This is a genomic window from Nonomuraea sp. NPDC048916 (assembly GCF_040649575.1).
In the GTDB taxonomy this organism is placed as follows: Bacteria; Actinomycetota; Actinomycetes; order Streptosporangiales; family Streptosporangiaceae; genus Nonomuraea.
In genome coordinates this window covers 117,377-137,758 of sequence record NZ_JBEZFS010000011.1, presented here as the reverse complement: position 1 = coordinate 137,758, position 20,382 = coordinate 117,377, and the positions used below count along the sequence as shown (strand labels likewise).

Annotated in this window: 16 protein-coding genes; 4 read left to right on the top strand and 12 right to left on the bottom strand. The window is 73.2% G+C overall.

Annotation, left to right across the window (positions count from 1 at the left end; all coding sequences use genetic code 11):
• From AB0C16_RS13780 to AB0C16_RS13760, 5 genes are all read right to left on the bottom strand, one after another.
• A complete protein-coding gene (locus AB0C16_RS13780) occupies window positions 1-711 on the bottom strand; it encodes an ABC transporter ATP-binding protein (protein WP_357682315.1) in 711 nt (236 codons plus the stop codon).
• Window positions 708-1,442: an ABC transporter ATP-binding protein gene (locus tag AB0C16_RS13775; protein ID WP_357682313.1), complete on the bottom strand. Its 735-nt coding sequence runs from the start codon at window positions 1,440-1,442 to the stop codon at window positions 708-710. Before AB0C16_RS13775 ends, AB0C16_RS13780 begins: the two co-directional genes overlap by 4 nt.
• Complete coding sequence (locus tag AB0C16_RS13770) at window positions 1,429-3,714, bottom strand: ABC transporter permease (protein WP_357682311.1); 2,286 nt, start codon at window positions 3,712-3,714, stop codon at window positions 1,429-1,431. The genes AB0C16_RS13775 and AB0C16_RS13770 overlap by 14 nt, the downstream gene beginning before the upstream one ends.
• A gap of 73 nt (window positions 3,715-3,787) precedes the next feature.
• On the bottom strand, window positions 3,788-5,191 hold the full coding sequence (locus AB0C16_RS13765; RefSeq protein ID WP_357682309.1) for an ABC transporter substrate-binding protein: 1,404 nt from the start codon (window positions 5,189-5,191) through the stop codon (window positions 3,788-3,790).
• A gap of 61 nt (window positions 5,192-5,252) precedes the next feature.
• Window positions 5,253-6,014 (bottom strand): SDR family oxidoreductase, encoded by a 762-nt coding sequence (locus AB0C16_RS13760; protein ID WP_357682307.1) that lies wholly within the window; start codon window positions 6,012-6,014, stop codon window positions 5,253-5,255.
• Window positions 6,015-6,204: 190 nt separating this feature from the next.
• Between AB0C16_RS13760 and AB0C16_RS13755 the strand changes: the two genes are divergently transcribed.
• Window positions 6,205-7,905: a class I adenylate-forming enzyme family protein gene (locus AB0C16_RS13755; RefSeq protein WP_357682305.1), complete on the top strand. Its 1,701-nt coding sequence runs from the start codon at window positions 6,205-6,207 to the stop codon at window positions 7,903-7,905.
• A gap of 84 nt (window positions 7,906-7,989) precedes the next feature.
• Here AB0C16_RS13755 and AB0C16_RS13750 read toward each other — a convergent pair whose 3' ends face one another.
• The 3 genes from AB0C16_RS13750 to AB0C16_RS13740 are packed head-to-tail and all read right to left on the bottom strand — an operon-like array spanning window position 7,990 to window position 12,492.
• A complete protein-coding gene (locus AB0C16_RS13750) occupies window positions 7,990-8,862 on the bottom strand; it encodes a PaaI family thioesterase (protein ID WP_357682303.1) in 873 nt (290 codons plus the stop codon).
• A 55-nt stretch (window positions 8,863-8,917) separates the two neighbouring features.
• The gene (locus tag AB0C16_RS13745; RefSeq protein ID WP_357682301.1) at window positions 8,918-11,326 is read right to left on the bottom strand and encodes an acyl-CoA dehydrogenase; all 2,409 of its coding nucleotides are present in this window, start codon (window positions 11,324-11,326) and stop codon (window positions 8,918-8,920) included.
• 5 nt (window positions 11,327-11,331) lie between these two features.
• Window positions 11,332-12,492 (bottom strand): steroid 3-ketoacyl-CoA thiolase, encoded by a 1,161-nt coding sequence (locus AB0C16_RS13740; protein WP_357682299.1) that lies wholly within the window; start codon window positions 12,490-12,492, stop codon window positions 11,332-11,334.
• Between the two features lie 249 nt (window positions 12,493-12,741).
• On the opposite strand from AB0C16_RS13740, the gene AB0C16_RS13735 reads away from it, so the two are divergent.
• The gene (locus tag AB0C16_RS13735; RefSeq protein ID WP_357682297.1) at window positions 12,742-13,659 is read left to right on the top strand and encodes a 3-oxoacyl-ACP reductase; all 918 of its coding nucleotides are present in this window, start codon (window positions 12,742-12,744) and stop codon (window positions 13,657-13,659) included.
• Between the two features lie 52 nt (window positions 13,660-13,711).
• Here AB0C16_RS13735 and AB0C16_RS13730 read toward each other — a convergent pair whose 3' ends face one another.
• The 3 genes from AB0C16_RS13730 to AB0C16_RS13720 all read right to left on the bottom strand — a co-directional run bounded on the left by AB0C16_RS13730 (window position 13,712) and on the right by AB0C16_RS13720 (window position 15,996).
• Window positions 13,712-14,488, bottom strand: coding sequence for an SDR family oxidoreductase (locus AB0C16_RS13730; protein WP_357682296.1), 777 nt, complete (start codon window positions 14,486-14,488; stop codon window positions 13,712-13,714).
• Window positions 14,489-14,549: 61 nt separating this feature from the next.
• Window positions 14,550-15,296: an SDR family oxidoreductase gene (locus AB0C16_RS13725; RefSeq protein WP_357682294.1), complete on the bottom strand. Its 747-nt coding sequence runs from the start codon at window positions 15,294-15,296 to the stop codon at window positions 14,550-14,552.
• 82 nt (window positions 15,297-15,378) lie between these two features.
• Entirely contained in the window at window positions 15,379-15,996 is a 618-nt protein-coding gene (locus AB0C16_RS13720; RefSeq protein WP_357682292.1) for a TetR family transcriptional regulator, read from the bottom strand.
• Between the two features lie 159 nt (window positions 15,997-16,155).
• On the opposite strand from AB0C16_RS13720, the gene AB0C16_RS13715 reads away from it, so the two are divergent.
• Both AB0C16_RS13715 and AB0C16_RS13710 read left to right on the top strand, forming a co-directional pair.
• Window positions 16,156-17,703 carry an FAD-dependent oxidoreductase gene (locus AB0C16_RS13715; protein ID WP_357682290.1) on the top strand — a complete coding sequence of 516 codons (1,548 nt, stop codon included), beginning with the start codon at window positions 16,156-16,158 and terminating at the stop codon, window positions 17,701-17,703.
• An 11-nt stretch (window positions 17,704-17,714) separates the two neighbouring features.
• Entirely contained in the window at window positions 17,715-19,001 is a 1,287-nt protein-coding gene (locus AB0C16_RS13710) for an alpha/beta hydrolase (RefSeq protein WP_357682288.1), read from the top strand.
• A gap of 99 nt (window positions 19,002-19,100) precedes the next feature.
• Here AB0C16_RS13710 and hsaA read toward each other — a convergent pair whose 3' ends face one another.
• Window positions 19,101-20,267 carry a 3-hydroxy-9,10-secoandrosta-1,3,5(10)-triene-9,17-dione monooxygenase oxygenase subunit gene (gene hsaA / locus AB0C16_RS13705; protein ID WP_357682287.1) on the bottom strand — a complete coding sequence of 389 codons (1,167 nt, stop codon included), beginning with the start codon at window positions 20,265-20,267 and terminating at the stop codon, window positions 19,101-19,103.
• Window positions 20,268-20,382 lie beyond the last annotated feature (115 nt).

Here is a 20,382-nt window from a genome sequence, read left to right as displayed (position 1 = left end):
TCATCCTCCCAGGTAGCTGCTTGACAGTCGGTCCTCGATCTCGCCGGGGGTGCCGACCGAGACGACGCGCCCGTGCAGCATGAGGGCGGCGGTGTCGGCGATGGGCAGCACGGCGCGGGCGAACTGCTCGGCCACCAGGACCGACAGTCCCTCCGCGACGAGCTGCGCCACGGTGTCGTACATCTGCGTCACGATCATGGGGGCGAGGCCCATGGACAGCTCGTCGAGCAGCAGGATCGCGGGGGCGGTGCCGAGGGCGCGCGACAGCGCGAGCATCTGCTGCTGGCCGCCGGACAGCGACCCGGCGAGCTGGTCGCGCCGCTCGCCGAGCATGGGGAAGCGGGTGTAGGCGGCCTCCTCCATGTCCCGCAGCCGGGTGCCGGTGCCGGTCGCGACCCACAGGTTCTCCCGGACGGTCAGGTTGGGGAAGATGCCCCGGCCCTCGGGGATGGAGCACACTCCGAGCCGCGCCGCGTCCTCGGCGGACAGGCCGTTGACCCGCCGGCCGGCGAGTCTGAGCTCGCCCCCGGTGAGGGGCAGCAGGCCCGCGCAGACCTTCATGGTGGTCGACTTGCCGCCGCCGTTGGGGCCGAGCAGCGCGACCACGGAGCCGGCCTCGACTCTCAGGTCCACCCCGCGCAGCACCTCGATCGGGCCGTAGGCCGCGCGGGCGCCGGCCAGCTCCAGCAGCGGCGCCGGGTCGTCGTTCATGTCGAGACCTCCTCGGTGCCGATGTAGGCCGCGATGACCTCGGGTGACTCCTGGATCTCGCGCGGCGTGCCCGAGGCGATGACCGCGCCGTAGTCGAGGACGTGGATGGTGGAGCAGAGCCGCATGACCAGCGGCAGGTCGTGCTCGACCAGGCAGATCGCCAGCCCGTCGGCGGCGAGGTCGCTCAGCAGCCGGGCGAAGGCGCCGGTCTCGGCCTCGGTCTGGCCGGAGGCGGGCTCGTCCAGCAGCAGCACCCGGGGCGCGGTCATCAGGGCGCGGGCGACCTCGACGACGCGGGCCCGGCCGGTCGGGATGGCGGAGACGTCGAGGCCGGCGATGTCGCTCAGGCCGGTCAGCTCCAGCACGCGGTCGGTCTCCTTGGCGACGTCGACGCGGTGCCCGCCGCCGGCCCGCAGGATGTCTCCGGCGACCCTGACGTTGTCGCGCACCGACAGCGACAGGAACAGCTCCAGCCGCTGGAACGTGCGCGCCATGCCGAGCCGCGCCCGCCTGGCCGGCGGCAGCCGGGTGATGTCGGCGCCGTCGAGCAGCACCTGTCCCGCGTCGGGCCGCAGCAGGCCGGTGACGGTGTTGAACAGGGTCGTCTTGCCGGCGCCGTTCGGGCCGATCAGCCCGGTGATCCGGCCGGCCTCGACGCCGACGCTCACCTCGTCGACGGCGAGGTTGCCGCCGAAGCGGACGGTGATCCCCCGGGTCTCAAGCAACGGCATGGACGCCTCCTTCATCGACGGCCGGCGTGGCCCGCGGCCCGCGGCCGCCCTCGCGGGCGGGCAGGCCGAGCTCCCGGTCGAGCCGCTCCCGCAGCGCCTCGGTGTACGGCTCGTCGACGCCCGCGAGCTCGGGCGGGACGCTCCGGCGCCGGGCGAGCTCCTCCTCGGTCAGCACGGCCCGCGGCATGAGCGCCCCGCCGAGCGCCGGCAGCCCCAGGACCAGCAGGGCGGTGAGGATGGCGAACCACCAGCCGCCGATGACGCCGGTCAGCGCGAGCAGGTAGAGCAGGGCCCCGGCGGCGGCGCCCCCGGCCAGCACGGGCCGGGCGCCGCGCAGCGTCCGGTAACCGTCGAACAGGTCGTGGACCAGGCCGCTGGGGTTCCTGCCCACGCCCATGCCGATCAGCGCGGTGGCGACCAGCACGATCTGGCCGAGCGTCTTGTAGATGCCCGCCATCTCGGGGGCGGCCATGGCCAGGTCGTTGAAGGTGCCGATGATGACGACGAAGCCGACGCCGGACATCAGCCCGCCGAACAGGGCGCCGCTGACGTAGCCGATGCCGCCCACGACGGTGAGCATCACCAGGGACAGCCCGGCCATGGTGGCGAAGTTCTCGCCCGAGACCGATCCGGAGGCGGTCGACATCAGCACGCCGCCGAGCCCGGCGATGGCGGCCGAGAGCATGAAGACGCCGAACTTCAGCCTGACCAGGTCCTGGCCCAGCATCGCCGTGGCGGCGGGGCTGTCCTTCATGGCCGCCAGGCGCCTGCCGTACCCGCTGGAGCGGAGCGCGACCAGGCCGACGGCGATCACCGCGAAGAGCGCGGTGGAGGTGACCAGGAACGTGCCGGGGTCGCGCAGGTCGAGCGGGCCGATCCGGAGCGGCGGGACGATCAGCGTGCCGTTCGGGAACAGCGAGAACGTGACGCCGAAGAGCGTGTGCTCGACGGTGTCGCGCAGCACCATGTTCGACAGGAACACGCCGAAGGCCATGGTGGCGAGCGCCAGGTAGAGCCCGCGCAGCCGGAGCGCGGGCAGCGCGACCAGGCCGCCCACGACGGCGGCGACGAGCACCGCGAGCAGGACACCCTCCGGGGTGAGCCGGGCGGCCAGGCCGGTGCCGGTGATCCCGAAGTGGAACGCGATGACGGTGGCGACCGCGCCGAACGCCAGCGGCGCGAGGTTCAGCTCGCCGGCGTAGCCGGTCAGCAGGGTGAGCGAGAGCGCGATGATCGCGAACGTCATGCCCAGCCCGAACGTGGTGATGGAGGTGTCCTCCATGAGCGGCATGAGCAGGAGAACGGCGGCCACCAGGACGGCGCCCCAGGCGGCGGCCCCGCGCACGGTCGGCACCCGGTAGCGTTCGCGGGTCCGGATCGCGGCGCCGCGCAGCCGGTCCTGGGGCAGCAGGACGAGCACCACGAACAGGATGATCATCGGGAGCGAGACCCGGAAGTTCCCGGCCCACGTCCAGTCGGTCGGGAAGTAGGCCGTGACGTACGTCGCGGCCAAGCCGAGCACCATCGCGCCGGCGAAGGTGCGCGGGATGCTGCGCAGCCGGCCGAACATCGCGGCGGCGAACGCGTCGATAACCAGCAGCGTGAGCGCGTTGGCCTCCAGCGCGCCGCCGCCGATCGGGGTGATGAGGATGCCGGCCAGCACGGCCAGGGTCGAGCCCATCGCCCACGACAGCGCGGCCACCCGGTCCGGGTTGTGCCCGTTGAGCCGGACCAGGTCGGGATCGTCCACGGTGCCCCGCATGACCACGCCGACGCGGCTGCGGGTGAAGAGCATCCGCAGGCCCACGGCGATTCCGGCGGCCACCAGCAGGCAGATGATCTCGTGCGCCCGGACGACCACGCCGAGGAACTCGACCTTGGCGTTCGCGCCGAAGAACATCTCGACGACCCTGGCCTCCTCCGGGTGCCAGAGCCACTGCGACAGGAACAGCATGCCGAGCGTGATCGCGACGGTGACGACGATCCTGGTCACGTCCGCGGTGTCCCGCAGCCCTTTCATGATCACGGCATGCAGGACGGCACCCATGAGGGGCCCGACGACGCCCACCACGACGATCAGGGCCAGCCAGATCGGCCAGCCCCAGCCGTAGGCGAGCTGCCAGTAGAGGAACGTGCCGAGCATGGCCTGGGCACCGTGGGCGAAGTTGAAGATCCCGGAGGTGTTGTACGTCAGGACCAGCCCGGAGGCGGCGACCGCGTACACCGCTCCGAGGACGAGACCCAGGATCGTGAAGGTCAGGAACGTGGTCATGCGCGACCCTTGCTCTGGATGGCAGGAAGGGCCGCGGACCGGCGGGCGGCCGGTCCGCGGCTCGGGGGGGCGATCAGCTCTGCGGCTTGATCACGTCGGGCGTCAGGAACGTGGTGGCGACCCGGTCCTCGCCGAGCTTGGTGCCCCACGTCGACGGGTCCGTCTTGAGCACGTTGGCCGGATCGCAGTCGAACTCGCCGATGGTCGCCGGGGCGACCTGCTTGTACGTCGACCCGGTGAGTTTGACCATCAGCACGCAGGCGGCGGGCAGGTTGCCGCCCGGGTCGGTCGGGGCGTGCAGGCCGCCGCCGGTCCACTCGTGCACCTGGCTGAGCTTGTTGATCATGCACTGGCGGGTGAGGTCGGAGCCGCAGTCCTTCGCCGCCGTGGCCCAGAGCAGGAACGCCGAGGTGGCCTGCATGCCGAGCAGCGCGGTCTTGCCGTTCTCGGCGTTGACCAGGTCGAGGTACTTCTTGACGGCCGGAACCTGGCCGGCGTTCTCGAACGGCTGGAAGATCAGGCCGGCGTGGAGGTTGTCGCCCTGGCCGCTGGTGTTCCACTTGGCGACGGCCTGGCTGTACCAGGTCGCCTCGAACACCAGCGTCGGGTCGGCGCCGACGCGGTCCAGCGCCTCCAGCAGGCTGAAGGCGGCGGGGTCGGGCGACTTCGAGGTCCACAGCGCCTTGACGCCGCACGACTTGAACTTCTCGGCGAACGGCACGTAGCTGGGGTCGCCCTCGTTGTTGAGCTGGACGCCGCACTTCTTGGGCGTGACGCCGATGCTCTTCATGGCGACTTCGATCTTCTTGCTGCCCGCCATGACGGCCGGGGAGGTCGAGGTGATCAGGTCCACGTCGGCGAAGCCGGGGAACGTCTTGGCGGCCAGGCGCAGCGGCGCGGCGTTGAAGTGGTCCACCGGGTAGGGGACGGGCTCGAACTTCATCGGGCCCATGGCGGCGTTGGGGCCGACGGTGTAGCCGGCGACCACGGGCAGGTTGCAGGCGACGCGATACTGCTCGGCGGCCTCGTCCAGGGCGAAGCCCTGTCCCACCAGCATGAAGTCCTGCTTGCAGGCCTTCTGCATGACGGTGGCGGCCTGCATGTAGGCGGCGTCGTACTGGTTGCCGACGATCTTGCGGCCGTTGATGCCGCCCTGTCCGTTACACCACTTGATCATGGCGCTGACCGCGTCGCCCATCTCCTTGGACAGGCCGGGCGCCTTGGGGAAGCCCCGGTCGTCGCCGTAGCCGATGGTGATGGCGGTGTCGGTGACGCCCTGGTCGGTCGCGCCCTTGGCGCTGCCCGGCCCGCAGGGTGACTGCAGGGTGCCGAACGTCTCCTGGCTGGCCGAGGCGGCGGGCTCCTGCCCGGCGGCGGCGGTGTCCGGCGGCGCCGCGCCGCGCTCGCTCGCGCAGGCCGCGAGCATCGCCAGTGCCAGGGCACCGGCCGCCAAGCGGGTGATCGCCTTGACTTCCATGCGATCCTTCTCCTTTCGTGACCGCCCGACCGCGGCGGTGTCTGTGGGGGGTGGGGCGGAGTCAGCCGAAGTTGGCCTGGCCGCCGTCGAGCGGCACGGTGGCGCCGGTCAGATACCGCAGGTCCGGGCCTGCCAGCGCGACCACGGCCCGGCCGATGTCGGCCTCGCAGTCGCCGATGTAGCCGAGCGGGATCGTCCTGCGGAACTCCTCCGCCTCCTCGGGGTTGTTCTCGGTCCACCATCTGAGGCCGGGCGACAGGGCGTGCGGGGCGATGTTGTTGGCGCGGATGCCGTCGCCGCCCCATTCGGCCGCGGCCGTACGGGTCAGCGAGCGCAGGGCCTGCTTGGCCGCGGCGTACGCGCCGTAGGTCGAGGGGTCCCACCGGACCATGGCCGAGGTGACCAAGTTGACGATGCTGCCGCCGCCCCGCCGCTTCATGTGCGGGTGGCACGCCTTCATGAACGCGAAGGCGGCGAAGGGGCCGCTGCGGAAACCTCGCTGGAAGGCGGCGTCGCTCATCGACAGCAGCGGGCCGTAGGAGCCGGAGTAGGCGTTGTTGACGAGGATGTCCACCCCGCCGAACCTCGCCACCACGTCGTCGACCACGGCCGGGATCGCGTCCGTGTCGCTCACGTCGCACGGGAACGGCTCGGCCGTCGCCCCGCGTTCGCGGACGAGCGCGCAGGTCGCGTCGAGCTTGGCCGGGGTGCGTCCGAGCACCGCGACGGCCGAGCCCTCTGTGGCGAGGGCCAGGGCGATCCCCTGTCCCACGCCCTGGCCGGCGCCCGTGACGATCGCGATCTTCCCGTCGAGGATTCCCATCGGCTTCCCGTTCCGTCGGCATTGGCCGCCATGGTGAGGTGTCCCGGCCCGCTCCGGGCGGGGCGATCCCGCTCACCGGGAGCCGCCTTTCCATCACGAGAAGGACACGGTGAGAAGTGCTTCCGTCACCCCGTCCCGGTGAGCGGGAGAGGTTCCCCCGCGTGCTCTCCGACGGACAGAATGAGCGGCCATGAGGGACACCGGCGTGGCGGTGCGGCGGTGGGAGAGGGAGCTGATGGGGACGTCGACAGATCCTGCGGCCGCGGCGATGGCGATCATGACGCGCCTGACCGGCCCCGGCGGCGAGTTCGAGCTCGCCGAGGAGGAGGTCCTCGGCGCGCGCATGACGGTGTTCAGGAACCGCCGCCGCAACCTCGGCGAGGTGCTGGCCGAGTCCGTCCGGTTCGGCGAGCGCGACTACGTCGTGACCGCCGATGAGCGGCTGAGCTTCGCCGAGCACGGCCGCCGGGTCGCGTCGCTGGCCAGGGCGTTACGTGAGGACCACGGCGTGCGCCCGGGTGACCGAATCGCCATCGACGCGGCCAACTCCCCCGGCTGGATCCTGTCGTTCTGGGCGGCGGTCGCCACCGGCGCGGTCGCGGTGGGCTACAACGCCTGGTGGTCTCGCCCGGAGACCGAATACGCCCTGGGCCACACCACGCCCAAGCTGGTCATCGCCGACGCCAGGCGGGCGGCGGTGGTCGGCGACCGGGCCCCGGTCCTGAGCCTGGAGGAGGACGTCCCCCGGCTGGCCGGGCTGTATCCGGACACGCCGCTCGCCCCGCACGCCGCCGGTGAGGACGACCCGGCGGTCATCCTCTACACGAGCGGCACCTCCGGCCGGCCCAAGGGCGCCATGCACTCGCACCGCAATCTGACGTCGGTCATCGAGTACCACCGCATGAACGACGCGCTGCTGCGCGCGTTCGGCGACCCGACCGACCCGATGGACCGGCGCTACCTGCTGGTCCTGCCGCTGTTCCACATCGCGAGCCTGCACAACCTGGCCGTGCCGCGGCTGGCGAACGGCAGCGCCGTCGTCCTGCACCAGGGCGCCTTCGACGTGGACCGGGTGCTGCGGCTGATCGAGAAGGAGCGGGTCACCAACTGGGGCGCGGTGCCCACGATGGCCAAGCGGCTGATCGAGCACGGCGACCTGTCGGGGTACGACCTGTCGTCCCTGACGTCCTTCGCGCTGGCGTCCGCGCCGTCGTCGCCCGCCTTCAAGGAGCGGCTCCGCCAGGCGTTCCCGGTGGCGCGGCAGGCCCTGGTCGACAGCTACGGCCTGACGGAGACCTCGACCGCCGTGGCCGCCGCGAGCCCCGTGGATCTGGCGGAGGCGCCCGGGACGCTGGGCCGGCCGATCACGACCGTGCGGCTGGAGATCCGCGACCCCGAGGGGAAGGCGCTGCCCGAGGGCGAGGAGGGCGAGGTCTGCGTCCGCAGCCCGTTCAACATGCTCGGCTACTGGCAGGACCCGGACGCCACCGCGCGGACCATCCGCGCGGACCGGTGGCTGCACACCGGCGACATCGGCGTGGTCGAGCAGGGCCGCCTGCGGCTCACCACCCGCCGTTCCGACCTGATCCTGCGCGGCGGGGAGAACGTCTACCCGGCCGAGGTCGAGAACGCGCTGGCCGAGCACCCCGGCGTGCTGGAGTGCGTCGTCATCGGCGTGCCCCACTCCGACCTGGGGCAGGAGGTCATGGCCGTGGTCGTCACCTCCGCCGGCGAGCCCGCCCATGTGGAGGAGCTGACCGCGTACGCGCGGGAGCGGCTGGCGTACTTCAAGGTGCCGTCCCGGTGGCGGATCACCACCGAGCCGCTCCCCCGCAACGCGACGGGCAAGGTGATCCGGCGCGAGGTCGAGCTCTCCGTCGCCCCGGACTGAGCCCGCGCCGCCACGCCGGAAGCCCAGGCCGTCTTGCCCGGCCTGGGCTTCCGCGGGTTCGGGAGTGGGCTCGCGAGCGGATCGTCAGCGGGGGCGTGGCAGTTGCTTGTCGATGAACAGGCCCTCGGCGCTGACGCGGACCTCCCCGCCGGCGCTGATGGTGCCGACGGTCCTGATCTTGCGGCCGTCCACGGAGACCTGCCGTCCCATCACGGTCAGCGGCTCGAACAGCGGGGTGGGCCGGTGGTAGCGCAGCGTCAGCTCCGCCGTCATCCCGGACGGTCCCGCCCAGTGGTTGGCCACGCCCAGCGTGTGGTCGAGCAGCAGCGCGGAGACACCGCCGTGCACGTAGCCGGGCGGCCCCTGATAGGGCAGGTCCAGCACGACGACGCCCTCGATGGACCCGTCCGCGTTGCCGTGCAGACGCAGGGGCGGGGCGAGCGCGTTCTCCGGTCCGGTCACGGGGTCGTGCCGGGTCACGCCCTCGCCCCGCCACATGTCGACCATCCGCTCCTCCACGGCGGGGGCGTGCTCCTCGAGATGGTCGGCGACGGCGTTCAGCCGCTCCGCCACCGTCGCCATCTCGGCGGCGGAGCGGTCGCCCGCGTGCAGCAGCGCGGTTATCACCCGGCGGGCCGCGGCGACCGCCTCGTCCACGCCCTTGTTGCGCGGGGTCGCGGTGAGCTCGGGCCGCCCCCCGATCGCCCCGGTCGGCTCAGTTGGCCCGGTCGCCCCGATCGCCCCGGTCGGCCCGGTCGGCCCAGTTGGCCCGGTCGCCCCGGTCGCCCCGGTCGGCCCGGTCGGCCCGGTCGCTTCGGCCGGCCCGGTCGGCCCGGTCGGCCCAGTTGGCCCAGTTGGCCCAGTTGGCCCAGTTGGCCCGGTCGCCCCGGTCGGGTCGGTCGGCCCGGTCGCTTCGGCTGGCCCGGTCGGCTTGGTCGGCTTGGTCGGTTCGGTCATGGACGGGCCTCCGGGGTCGCGTGGCGGGCGCCGGGACTTCGTCGCGCTCCGGCGCTCATGACGCGGTCCCGGCGGGCGCGACCGGCTCGGGGTCGCGGGGCAGGCCGAGCAGCCGCTCACCGATGATGTTCAGCTGCACGTCGGTGGTGCCTCCGGCGATCGACATGCACCGGGAGTTGAGGAACCGCCAGGCAGCGTCGGGGCCCGCGCCGCGCTCACCCGTGATGGAGGCGGTGCCGAGCCAGTCCATCGCCGTCTCCCAGACCTCCTGGATGTGCTCGACGCCGATGAACTTGGCCACGCTGGACTCCGCGCCGGGCTGCCGCCCGCTCAGCGACCGCATCGTGGTGCGCAGGCCGAGGAGCCCGCTCGACTGGGCGTCGCACAGGATGGCGCCGAGCCTGGTCAGCCGCTCGTCGTCCACCTCGTGCGGCGCTGCCGCCACGATGTCGAGCAGGGCCTCGCCCCCGCTGCCGAGCGAGGAGTCGTGCGACAGGGAGACCCGCTCGTTGGCCAGGGTGGTGCGGGCCAGTTTCCAGCCGTCGCCGGGCCGGGCGACCAGCATCTCGTCCGGGACGAACACCTCGTCCAGGAACACCTCGTTGAACAGCGCGTCGCCGGTCAGCTCGCGCAGCGGCCGGATGTCGACGCCGGGGCCGCGCATGTCGAGCAGGAAGTAGGACAGGCCCCGGTGCTTCGGCGCGGACGGGTCGGTCCTGGCCAGCAGGATGCCCCAGTGCGCCTCGCGGGCCATGGAGGTCCAGACCTTCTGGCCGGTGACCTTCCATCCGCCTTCGACCTTCTCGGCCCGGGTGGCGAGCGCGGCCAGGTCGGAGCCGGCGCCCGGCTCGCTGAACAGCTGGCACCAGACGAGGTCGCCGCGCAGCGTCGCGGACAGGAACCTCTCCTGTTGCGCGGCGTCGCCGTGCGCGATCAGGGTCGGCACCACCCAGGCGCCGATGATCAGGTCTGCGGCCCGGAGCCCGGCCGAGCGCATCTCCTCGGCGATCACCAGCTGGGTGACCGCGTCGGCGCCCTTGCCCCAGGGTTCGGGGAGGTGCGGGGCGGCGTAGCCGTGCTCGGCGAGGTAGGCCGGCCGCTCCGCGCCGGTGAGGTCCAGCGCGGGCCGCAGCTCGGCGCGGATTCCGGCGCGGACGTCCTCGGCCTGGGGAGGCAGCTCGACGCCGAGGCCGCGCCGCACGCCGTCCAGGGTGAGACGGGCCACCCGGCGCAGCCACCACGGTGTGGGGCCGAGCAGGATGCGCAGGGTCTGGGCGCGGCGCAGGTAGAGACCCGCGTCGTGCTCCCAGGTGAAGCCGATGCCGCCGAGCGTCTGGATGCAGTCCTTGGCGGTGGCGTAGCCCGCCTCGACGCTGGTCGCGCCCGCGACGGCGGCGGCCAGCGACGCCTCCGCCCGGCTCGCGCCGCCGGGCTCCGCCTGGTCCGCCGAGCCCTCCGCCCGGTCCGCGCCATCGGCGGCCGTGAAACCCTCCGCCCGGTCCGCGCCGTCGGCGGCGCGGGCGGCGTCCCAGGCGCAGGCGCGGGCCTGCTCGGCGCGTACGAGCATGCGGGCGCAGCGGTGCTTGACACCCTGGAACTGGCCGATCGGGCGGCCGAACTGGTGGCGCACCTTCGCGTAGTCGGCGGCGGTGGCGGTGGCCCAGTCGGCCAGGCCGGAGGCCTCGGCCGCGAACAGGGTCGCGGCCAGGTCGATCACGTCGTCGGGGCCGAGGCCGGTCAGCACGTCGCCGGGGTCGACGGCGAGACCGGCGGCGGTGACCCGCGACAGCCTGCGGGTCAGGTCGTGGCCGGGCAGGTCCCCGGTCTCGACCGAGGCACGGTCCAGCACCACCCACACCGTTCCGGCACCACCCGAAGCATCCCGGACGTCTCGGGCGTCCCGAGAGGCCCGAGCGTCTCGGTCATTCTGTACATCTCGTACGTCCTGGGCGTCCTGGGCGTCCTGGGCGTCCTGGGCATTCCGGGCGTCTATGGCGGGTAGCACGAACAGGTCGGCGACGTGGCCGCCCATGACGGGCTCGGACACGCCGGAGACGGACAGCCGCCCGGCTTCGTCCCGCGTGAGCGTGAGACCGCCCGGCCGCAGGCCGACCGCGCCGATCCGCGTCCCCGAGGCCAGCTCGGCCAGGTGGGGCCGGTGCCCCGCGCGGTGCAGCACCGCACCGGCGAGCACGGTGGGCAGGAAGGGCCCCGGGGCGATCCAGCGGCCCAGCTCCTCCGCGACGACGGCGAGTTCGAGCAGGCCGAAGCCCGCTCCGCCGTCCGCCTCGGGAAGGTGCAGGCCGAGCAATCCCTGCTCGGCGAGTGCGGGCCAGAAGGCCGGCAGTTCCTCGCGCTTGGCGTCGACCGCCGCGCGCACCACCTCCGGCGTGACCTCGCGGGTGGCGAAGGCGCGCACGGCGTCGCGCAGGTCGCGGTGTTCCTCGGTCAGTCCGATGGTCATGCGCGTCAGATCCGTTCGATGATGGTGGCGGTGGCGTGGGCGCCCCCGGCGCACATGGTGATCAGGGCGGTCGACCCGCCCGACCGTTCGAGCTCGTGCACGGCCTGGGTGATCAGGCGGGCGCCGGTGGAGCCGACGGCGTGCCCGAGGGCGATGGCGCCCCCGTTGACGTTGACCTTGTCCAGGTCTGCGTCGTGCGCCTGAGCCCAGGAGAGCACCACGGAGGCGAACGCCTCGTTGACCTCGACCAGGTCGATGTCGGCGAGCGTCATGCCGGCCTCACGAAGCACGTGCTCCGTGGCATCGACCGGCCCGTCGAGGTGGAAGTAGGGGTCGGAGCCGACCATGCCGGAGGCCACGATGCGCGCCCGGGGCCGCAGGCCGAGCGCCAGGGCCCGATCCGCCGACATCAGCAGCACGGCCGCCGCGCCGTCGCTGATCTGCGAGGTGTTGCCGGGCGTGTGGATGCCGTCGGGGATGACGGGGCCGAGCTTGGCCAGGCCCTCGGCGGTCGTCTCACGCAGGCCCTGGTCACGGGTGATCGTGGCGGTCTCCCCGGTCGGGCCCTCGGGGCCCGCCACGGGCGCCTCGACCGAGATGATCTGCCCGTCGAAGCGTCCCTCGGCCCACGCCTGGGCGGCGAGCCGCTGTGAGCGCAGGCCCAGCGCGTCGGCGTCGGCGCGGGTCAGGCCGCGCCTGCGGGCGATCCGCTCCGCCGCGGTGAACTGGTCGGGCAGGTCGATGGACCACGAGTCCGGGCGCGGGCTGCCGGTCTCGGGGGTGAGCGCCTGGCCGAGGAAGACCCGGCTCATCGACTCGACGCCGCAGCCGATGCCCGCGTCGATGGCGCCGGACGCGATCAGCCCCGCCACGAGGTGCACCGCCTGTTGCGAGGATCCGCAGGCGCAGTCGACGCTCGTGCACGCGGTGGTGTACGGCAGGCCGGCGTGCAACCAGGCCTGGCGGGTCACGTTGTTCGACTGCTCGCCCGCCTGGGTGACGCAGCCGCCGATCACCTGCCCGATCGAGCCGGGCGCCACCCCGGTCCGCTCCAGCAGGCCCTTCTGGGCGATGCCGAGCAGCTCGGCGGGATGCAGCCCGGACAGCACGCCATGGCGCTTGCCCACCGGCGTGCGTGCCGCGTCGACGATGACGGCCTCAGCCATTGCTTCTCCTCGTTAGCGGGGGGTTGTCGCGATCAACGTTGGTGCGCCGAGGCTAGAATGAATTTCTGTTTCTCACCCGTACGAGTCCCGCTGAGTGGTCCGCGCGGGCCCGCCGCCCGGCACTGGATTACGGCTGGCTACCTGGAGCGCTACGGTCCGTGTCCACTCAACGGGACGCCCGCTTGGCCCAAAACTAGAATTAATACTAGTTTCGCCTGGCCAGACGATCCTATCGAGCAGGAGCCGCAGATGAGTTCGAACACCGGCCTGGAGGGCAGGACCGCCGTCGTCACCGGCGCGGGCGCCGGACTGGGGCGCAGCGAGGCGCTGGCGCTCGCCGCGAACGGCGCGAACGTCGTCGTCAACGACGTGGGACCGGCCGCCGACGAGGTCGCCGCCGAGATCAGGGCGCTCGGCGGCCAGGCCGTCGCGGTGCGCGGCGACGTCGGCGACTGGTCCCTGGGCGAAAGGCTGGTCGGCACGGCGGTCGAGACGTTCGGCGAGCTCGACATCCTGGTCAACAACGCCGGCGTGCTCCGCGACACGATGCTGTTCAACCTGACCGAGTCCGACTGGGACGACGTCGTCCGTGTCCACCTCAAAGGGCACGCCTCGGTCTCCCGGGCCGCCGCCGTCCACTGGCGGGCCGCGAGCAAGGCGGTGGGCGGCCCGGTCTACGGCCGGGTGATCAACACCTCCTCCGAGGCGTTCCTGTTCGGCTCCGCCGGCCAGCCCAACTACTCGGCCGCCAAGGCCGGCATCGTGGCGCTGACCCTGTCGACCGCCCAGGGCCTGTCGAGGTACGGGGTGCGGGCCAACGCGATCTGCCCCCGGGCCCGCACCGCCATGACGTCGGAGGTGTTCGGCGACGGCCGTGAGGCGGGCGGGCTGGACATCCTCGCCCCCGAGCGGGTGGGCACGTTCGTGAGCTACCTCGCCTCCCCCGCCGCCGAGGAGATCAGCGGCCAGGTGTTCGTCGTGTACGGCGACATGGTGGCGCTGATGGCCGCCCCGGTCGTCGAGCGGAAGTTCACCGCCGAGGACGGGGTCTTCTCCGTGGACGAGCTGGACTCGCAGCTCACGCCGTACTTCAGCGGTCGCGGCCCGTACCGGACCTACGCCGCCTACAGCGTGGCCGAGCTGGACACCACGGGAACCCAGCGCTGACCGGGCGGGCGCCGCCCTCGTGAGGGTGGCGCCCGTCGCGCGTCGTGGAGGGTCAGAACCGGTCCGGCCCGCGCAGGGTCGCCTCCGCGCCGCCGTCCACGAAGATGATCTGCCCGGCCATGTGGGAGTTGCCGGGGCTGATCAGCCAGCGCAGCGCGTCGGCGATCACCTCGGGCTCGGCGTGGCCGTTCAGCGGCATCGGCACCGCCTCGTCCATCACCTTGCGCATCGCCTCGTCCTCGAACAGCGGCGCCGTCATCGGCGTGAGCACGACGCCGGGCGCCACCGCGTTGAGCGGGATGCCGCACCCGGCCCAGTCGGGGCTCACCGCGCGCCGCCGCAGCCATTGGGCCAGCGCCGACTTCGACGACGGGTACAGCCGCCACCCGTCGCCACGCTCCATCGCCCGCTCGGCCAGAGCAACCGCCTCGGGCTCGTCGTCGTCAAGACAGGCGCGCACCACCTCGGGATCGGCGGGCTGGATGGAGGCGATGGAGGCGACCGCCGCCGCCCGCGGTTTGGGAGCCCGGGCGAGCGCCGGGCGCAGCCCCTCCAGGAGCGCGGTCACCCCGAAGAAGTTGACCCTGACCGCCTGCACGGTCGCCCCGGACACGCCGGCGCAGGCGACCACGCCGTCCACCACGCCATCGGCCCTGTCGAGCACGGACTCGACGGCCCGCCCGCGACCCTCCGGGGTGGACAGGTCGGCGCACACCTCGGCGTCTCCGAGGTCGACGCCGATCACCTCGTCACCCCGCTCCCGCAGGGAGGCGGCCAGCGCCTTGCCGATGCCCGAGGCCGCCCCGCTCACCACGATCTTCCGTCGCACGTCGTCGCTCCTTGATGTTCGCTCCTTGATGTTCGCTCCTCGACGGGGTCGCCCGGGACCCTCAGGTGCCGGATCCGCCGTCCACGAGGATCCCGGCCCCTGTCAGGTAGCCGGCGTCCTTCGAGGCCGCGAACGCGATGACCGCCGCGATCTGCTCGGGCTCGGCGCTGCCGAACGGCGAGCGGATCCTCGCGAAGTAGCGCAGGTCGAGATCGTCAGGAAACTCTATGCCGCTGGTCAGCGGGGTCGCCACGGTGCCGGGCGAGATCGGGACCACCCGGATCCCGCGCCCCGCCAGCTCGGCCGCCAGGCTCAGCGAGAAACTCAGCACGGCGCCCTTGGACGCCGAGTAGGCCGTCATGTACGGGGTGCCCTGCGTGGCGGCGGACGAGGCGACGTTCACGATGACGCCGGTCCGGTCGGGCAGGTGACGCAGCGCCTCCCTGCACAGCAGCGCGGTGCCGACGAGGTTGACCGAGAACAGCAGCTCGAGATCGGCGACCGTCAGCGTCTCGATCGGCGTCGTCTTGTGGATCCCCGCGACGTTGACCAGGACGTCGATCCCGCCGAGCTCGGTGGCCGCCGACGCCACGGCTCCGACGACCGCCCACTCGTCGGTCACGTCGATGACGTGCGGGACGAACCGGCCGGGCCCGGACACCGAGCGGCTGGTCTCCTCCAGGCCCTCCTCGCCCCGGTCGAGCGCGAAGATCGACGCGCCCTCCGCGGCGAGCCGGATCGCGGTGGCCCGCCCGATGCCCGATCCGGCACCCGTGAGCAGGACCTTCACCCCGTCGAATCGGTTCACTGCCAGCCCTCCGTCGTCCGCGTGACGGCACGCTATCCGCGAGCGGGCCGCGCGGGCGGCCGCGTCCCGTTCAGCGGGAGAGCTACCCGGTGGCGGCGTTCGAACGCGGGGCGAGCAGCAGCCGGCAGGCGATGCGGATGTCGCTCTCCGCGTCGGGGATCGACATCCGGCCGTTGAGGGTCGACTGCAGCACGCCGTACCAGCACTGCATGAGCAGCCGCACCAGCGTGATGTCCATGACCGTCGGGTCGTCGATGCCGAGCGAGCGCAGGACGATCTGCCGGAACCTCGCGTCGATCCGGCCGGCGTCGGCGACCGCGGCGGCGTTGGCCACGTTGGCGGACGTCAGCATCGCGAGCGCGAGCGCGGGCCGGCGCAGGAACTGCCTGCTGGCCAGCACGAGCACCTCGGCGACGGCGTCCTCCGGGCTGGTGCCCGGCCTGGGACGCCCCACGCCGTCGCCGAACCGGTCGACATGCTCGGCCATCACCGCGGTGAACAGGTGGGTCTTGGACGGGAAGTAGCGGTAGAGCGTGGCGATGGCGACGCCGGCGGCCTTGGCCACCTCCTGCATCTGGACCCGGTCGAGGCCCTTCTCGGCCCCGATGCGGGCGGCGGCCCGCAGGATGCGCACATGCCGGGCCCGCTGCTCCGGCGAGCTGGGCTCCGCCGGCGCTCTGACCTCGGCGATTCGCGGCACTCTTCCCCCTGATCCGTCTGTTGTCGGAACGACGATACACACGGGTACCTGCCTCCCGGCCAATCGTCCATACCGGTGAGTGGGATGGAACGTCCGCCGCCCCGCCGCGCTGCGCTTGCCTGGGGACGGTGTGATCAGCGATCGGCAGGAGGGACGGTCATGGCGGGCGCCGAGCCGTGGGACGACGAGTACGACGTGGTGGTGGCCGGGTCGGGCGCCGGGGCCCTGACCGGCGCGCTGGCGGCGGCGGGGCGCGGGCTGCGCACGGCCGTGCTGGAGAAGACGGAGCTGCTGGGCGGCACGTCCGCCTACTCGGGCGCGGCCGTGTGGCTGCCGGGCAGCCAGGTGCAGCTCCGGGCCGGGATCGGCGACTCGACGGAGTCGGCCCGCGCCTATCTGACGGCCCTGCTGGGCGAGGCGGAGGCCGAGCGGCGCGAGGCGTTCCTCGAGACCGCGCCGGAGGTCGTCGAGTTCCTGGAGCGCGACCCGGCGATCGAGTTCGAGTGGCGGCCGTTCCCCGACTACTTCGCCGCGCCGGGCCGGTCGGCCGCCGGGCGTTCCTTCGTGCCGCTCGACCTGCCGGCCGATCGGCTCGGCGAGCTCGCCGCCCTGGTCCGTCCTCCGGTGGAACGCGACCGCGCGGGCCGCGGGCACGCCGGCGGACCGCTGTCGGCCGGGCGGGCGCTCATCGGGCGGCTACTGCTCGCCCTGGTCACGACGGGGAACGCCGCCGTGCGCACCGGCGCCTCCGTCACCCGGCTGATCGTCGAGGACGGCCGCGTCACCGGGGTCGAGGCCGGCACCGCCGAAGGCCCGGTACGGCTGCGCGCCGCCCGGGGAGTCCTGCTGGCCGCCGGCGGCTTCGAGGGCAACGACGCGATGCGCGAGAAGAACGGCGTCCCCGGCGCCGCCGCATGGACGATGGCCCCGCGCGGCGCCAACACCGGCGAGCCGCTCCTGGCCGCCACCGCGATCGGCGCCGCCACCGGCCTGATGGACGAGGCGTGGTGGTGTCCCGGCGTGGCGCAGCCGGACGGCGGGGCCGCCTTCACCCTGGGCTTCCACGGCGGGCTCATGGTCGACGCGTCGGGCCGCAGGTTCGCCAACGAGTCGCTGCCGTACGACCGGATGGGCCGCGAGATGGCCGCCGCACCCGGCCGCGTGCCCGCCTACCTGATCTTCGACTCCCGCTCCGGCGGGCGGCTGCCGGCCATCACGGTGCCCGGACGTCCGGCGGAGGAGCACCTCGCGGCGGGCACCTGGGCGCGGGCCGGCGGCGTGGGCGAGCTGGCGGAGCTGATCGGTGTGCCGCGTGACGCGCTGACGGCCACCGTCGAACGCTTCAACGGCTTCGCCGCCGCCGGCGTCGACGAGGACTTCCACCGGGGCGAGGACCCCTACGACCGGTTCTTCACCGGCGCCTCGCAGGGCGCCAACCCGTGCCTGGTCCCGGTGGACCGGCCGCCCTACTACGCCGCCCGCATGGTCCTCAGCGATCTCGGCACCAAGGGCGGCCTGCGCACCGACCCGGACGGCCGGGTGCTCGACCGGGACGACCGGCCGATCCCCGGCCTCTACGCCGCGGGCAATACCAGCGCGTCGTTCGCGGGCCGCTGCTACCCCGGCCCGGGCATACCCATCGGCTCGGCCATGGTGTTCGCCTATCGGGCGGTGAACGACCTAGCCGGGACCGGCAACAACCGCTGAGAGGAACGCTCATGAAATCCCCCCACAAGGCCGCATTACTCCGGCGCGCGATGGCCGTGGCCGTGGCCACCCTGGCCGCGGCGGCTGCCACGACGTGCCCGGCCACGGCGACCACGGCCGGCACCGGCGCGACCGGCGCCGGGACCGCGCACGCAGAGACGGCTCGTGCCAAGACCACCGCCGCGACCTCGCGCGCCGAGACCACGGTCGCCCAGGCGATCTCCGGGGCACGCGGCAGACCGCTCACCGTCCGCCCGCTGAAGGGCGGGGCGGCACTGCCGAGCGCGGCGCGGACGTGGTCCGTCACCTACGTGTCGGAGGGCGCCACCGGCACCCGGATCGCGGTCTCGGGCACGGTCGCGGTGCCGAAGACGACGCCTCCTCCCGGCGGCTGGCCGGTGATCAGCTGGGCGCACGGCACGACCGGGACGGCCGACGTCTGCGCCCCTTCCAGGGACGACGAGAACGGGCTCGCGCACGACTACCTGTCCTCGATGCGGCCCACGCTCGACGCCTGGGTCGCCCGCGGCTTCGCCGTGGTGCAGACCGACTACGAAGGGCTCGGCACGCCGGGCGAGCACCCGTACATGAACGGCCGCAGCGCCGCCAACACCGTGATCGACATCGTGCGCGCGGCGCGCCGGGTGGACCACCGGGTCGGGCGGGACTGGTTCGTGGCCGGGCACAGCCAGGGCGGGCACGCCACGCTGTTCACCGCCGCCGCGAGCGACGCGGGCAAGGGCCTGCGGCTGCGCGGCGCGGTGTCGATCGCCCCGGGCGGGTGGGGACTCAGCCAGCTCGTGCCCTACGCCCAGCACAACCTGCCCGTGCCGGTGGACGTCCTGGCCTTCCTGCCCACGGTCGTCATCGGCGCCTCGGCCGTCGAGCCGGCCGCCGATCCCGAGGAGATCCTCACCGACGAGATGCGGCCGCTGCTCGCCGCCGCCCGTACGGCGTGCGTGGCCCAGGTGCGGGCGGTGGCCGCGAGCACCCCGGTGGGCCAGGTGATCCGAACGGGCGCCGACACGGCGCCGCTCACCGCCTACCTGCGGACGCAGGAACCGGTCGGCATCCGGGTCAAGGTGCCGACCCTGGTCGCCCAGGGCACGCACGACGCCCTGGCGCCCAAGCAGTCGACGGACCTGATGGTGGCCGACCTGTGCCGGCAGGCGCCGAAGATCACGTACCGGATCTACGACGGCGCCGACCACCGGGCAGCGGTCCCGAGGTCCTTCGACGACGCCCTGGCTTTCGTCAGGACGATCCTGGCCGGCCAGACCCCGGCCACCACCTGCTGACCCTCGTCCAACCTCCCGGCGCGCCCGGTCCCGGCCTCACCAGGCGGGACCGGGCGCGCCGGACCCATGCCCGGGGCCACCGGATCACCGGCGAGCCTGTCAGACCAGGTTGTCCTCGATGGCCAGGCCGAACTCGCCCTTGCCGTACATCGCGAGGGCCCGCTCGACGTCGTTCGCGACGTGCACGCTGCCGGCGTGGGCGTCGCGCCAGGCGCGCTCGATGGGGTTGCCGCGGCTGAGCGAGCTCCCCCCGGCGGTCTTGAAGAGGATGTCGATGGCCTCCAGCGCCCGCTCGGTCGCGCGGACCTGGTCCCTGCGCACGCGCAGCCGCAGCTCCATGGGGATCGGCTCGCCCTTGACGGCGTGCTCGTGCACCTCGCGGATGTTGCGGTCGGTCTGCAGGACGGCCGCGTCGATCTCCGACGCGGCCCGGGCCACGGCGACCTGGGCGAACTGGTCCTCGGCGAACCGGCCGCCACCCAGGCTGAGGCGGACCCGGTCGCGCATCGCGGTGACGTAGGACCGGTAGCAGCCGGCCGCCATGCCGATCACGGGAGCGGTGATCGTGGTCGTGAACATGCTGCCGAACGGCATCCGGTAGAGCGGCCCGGTGTTGACCTTCTGGCCGGGACCGCGCAGCTGCGCCTGCTCGTAGTTGCGCATGGCGCGGTGGCCGGGCACGAACACGTCCTCGACGAGAAGGTCGTTGCTGGCGGTCCCGCGCAGCCCGATGACGTCCCAGACGTCCTCGATCGCGTAGTCGGTCCGGGGCACCAGCACGGTCATGAAGTCGACCGGCCTGCCCTGGTCGCCCACGACCAGGCCGCCGACCAGCGCCCAGGACGCGTGCTCGCACCCGGAGGAGAACCGCCACCGGCCGGACACCCGGTAGCCGCCCTCCACGGGCGTCAGCCGGCCGACGGGAGCGTACGACGACGACACCAGCACGTCCGGGTCGTCCCCCCAGACCTCGGCCTGCGCCGCGTCGGCGAACAGGCCGAGCTGCCAGGCGTGCACGCCGAGCACGGAGACCAGCCAGCCGGTGGACCCGCACACCGCGGAGATCTCCCGGACGACCTCGAAGAACCTCACCGGATCGCCCTCCGCGCCGGAGTATCGCCTGGGCTGCAGCATCCGGAAGACCCCGGCCCCGACGAGCTCCCTGATCGTCTCCTCCGGAACCCTCCGCTCCTCGTCGGCGGACCGCGCACGCTCCGCGATCTTCGGCAGTAACGTGCGTACCGAGTGCAGGACCTCGTCACTCATCGTGTGGACACTCCGTGTCGCGCTCGTCGGGCAGGTGCCGTCCATGATGGTGCGTTGCCCCAGCTTTCGCGCGTCAGGAGCATCCCGCCCAATGGGACTCACGGTCCGGCCGCGC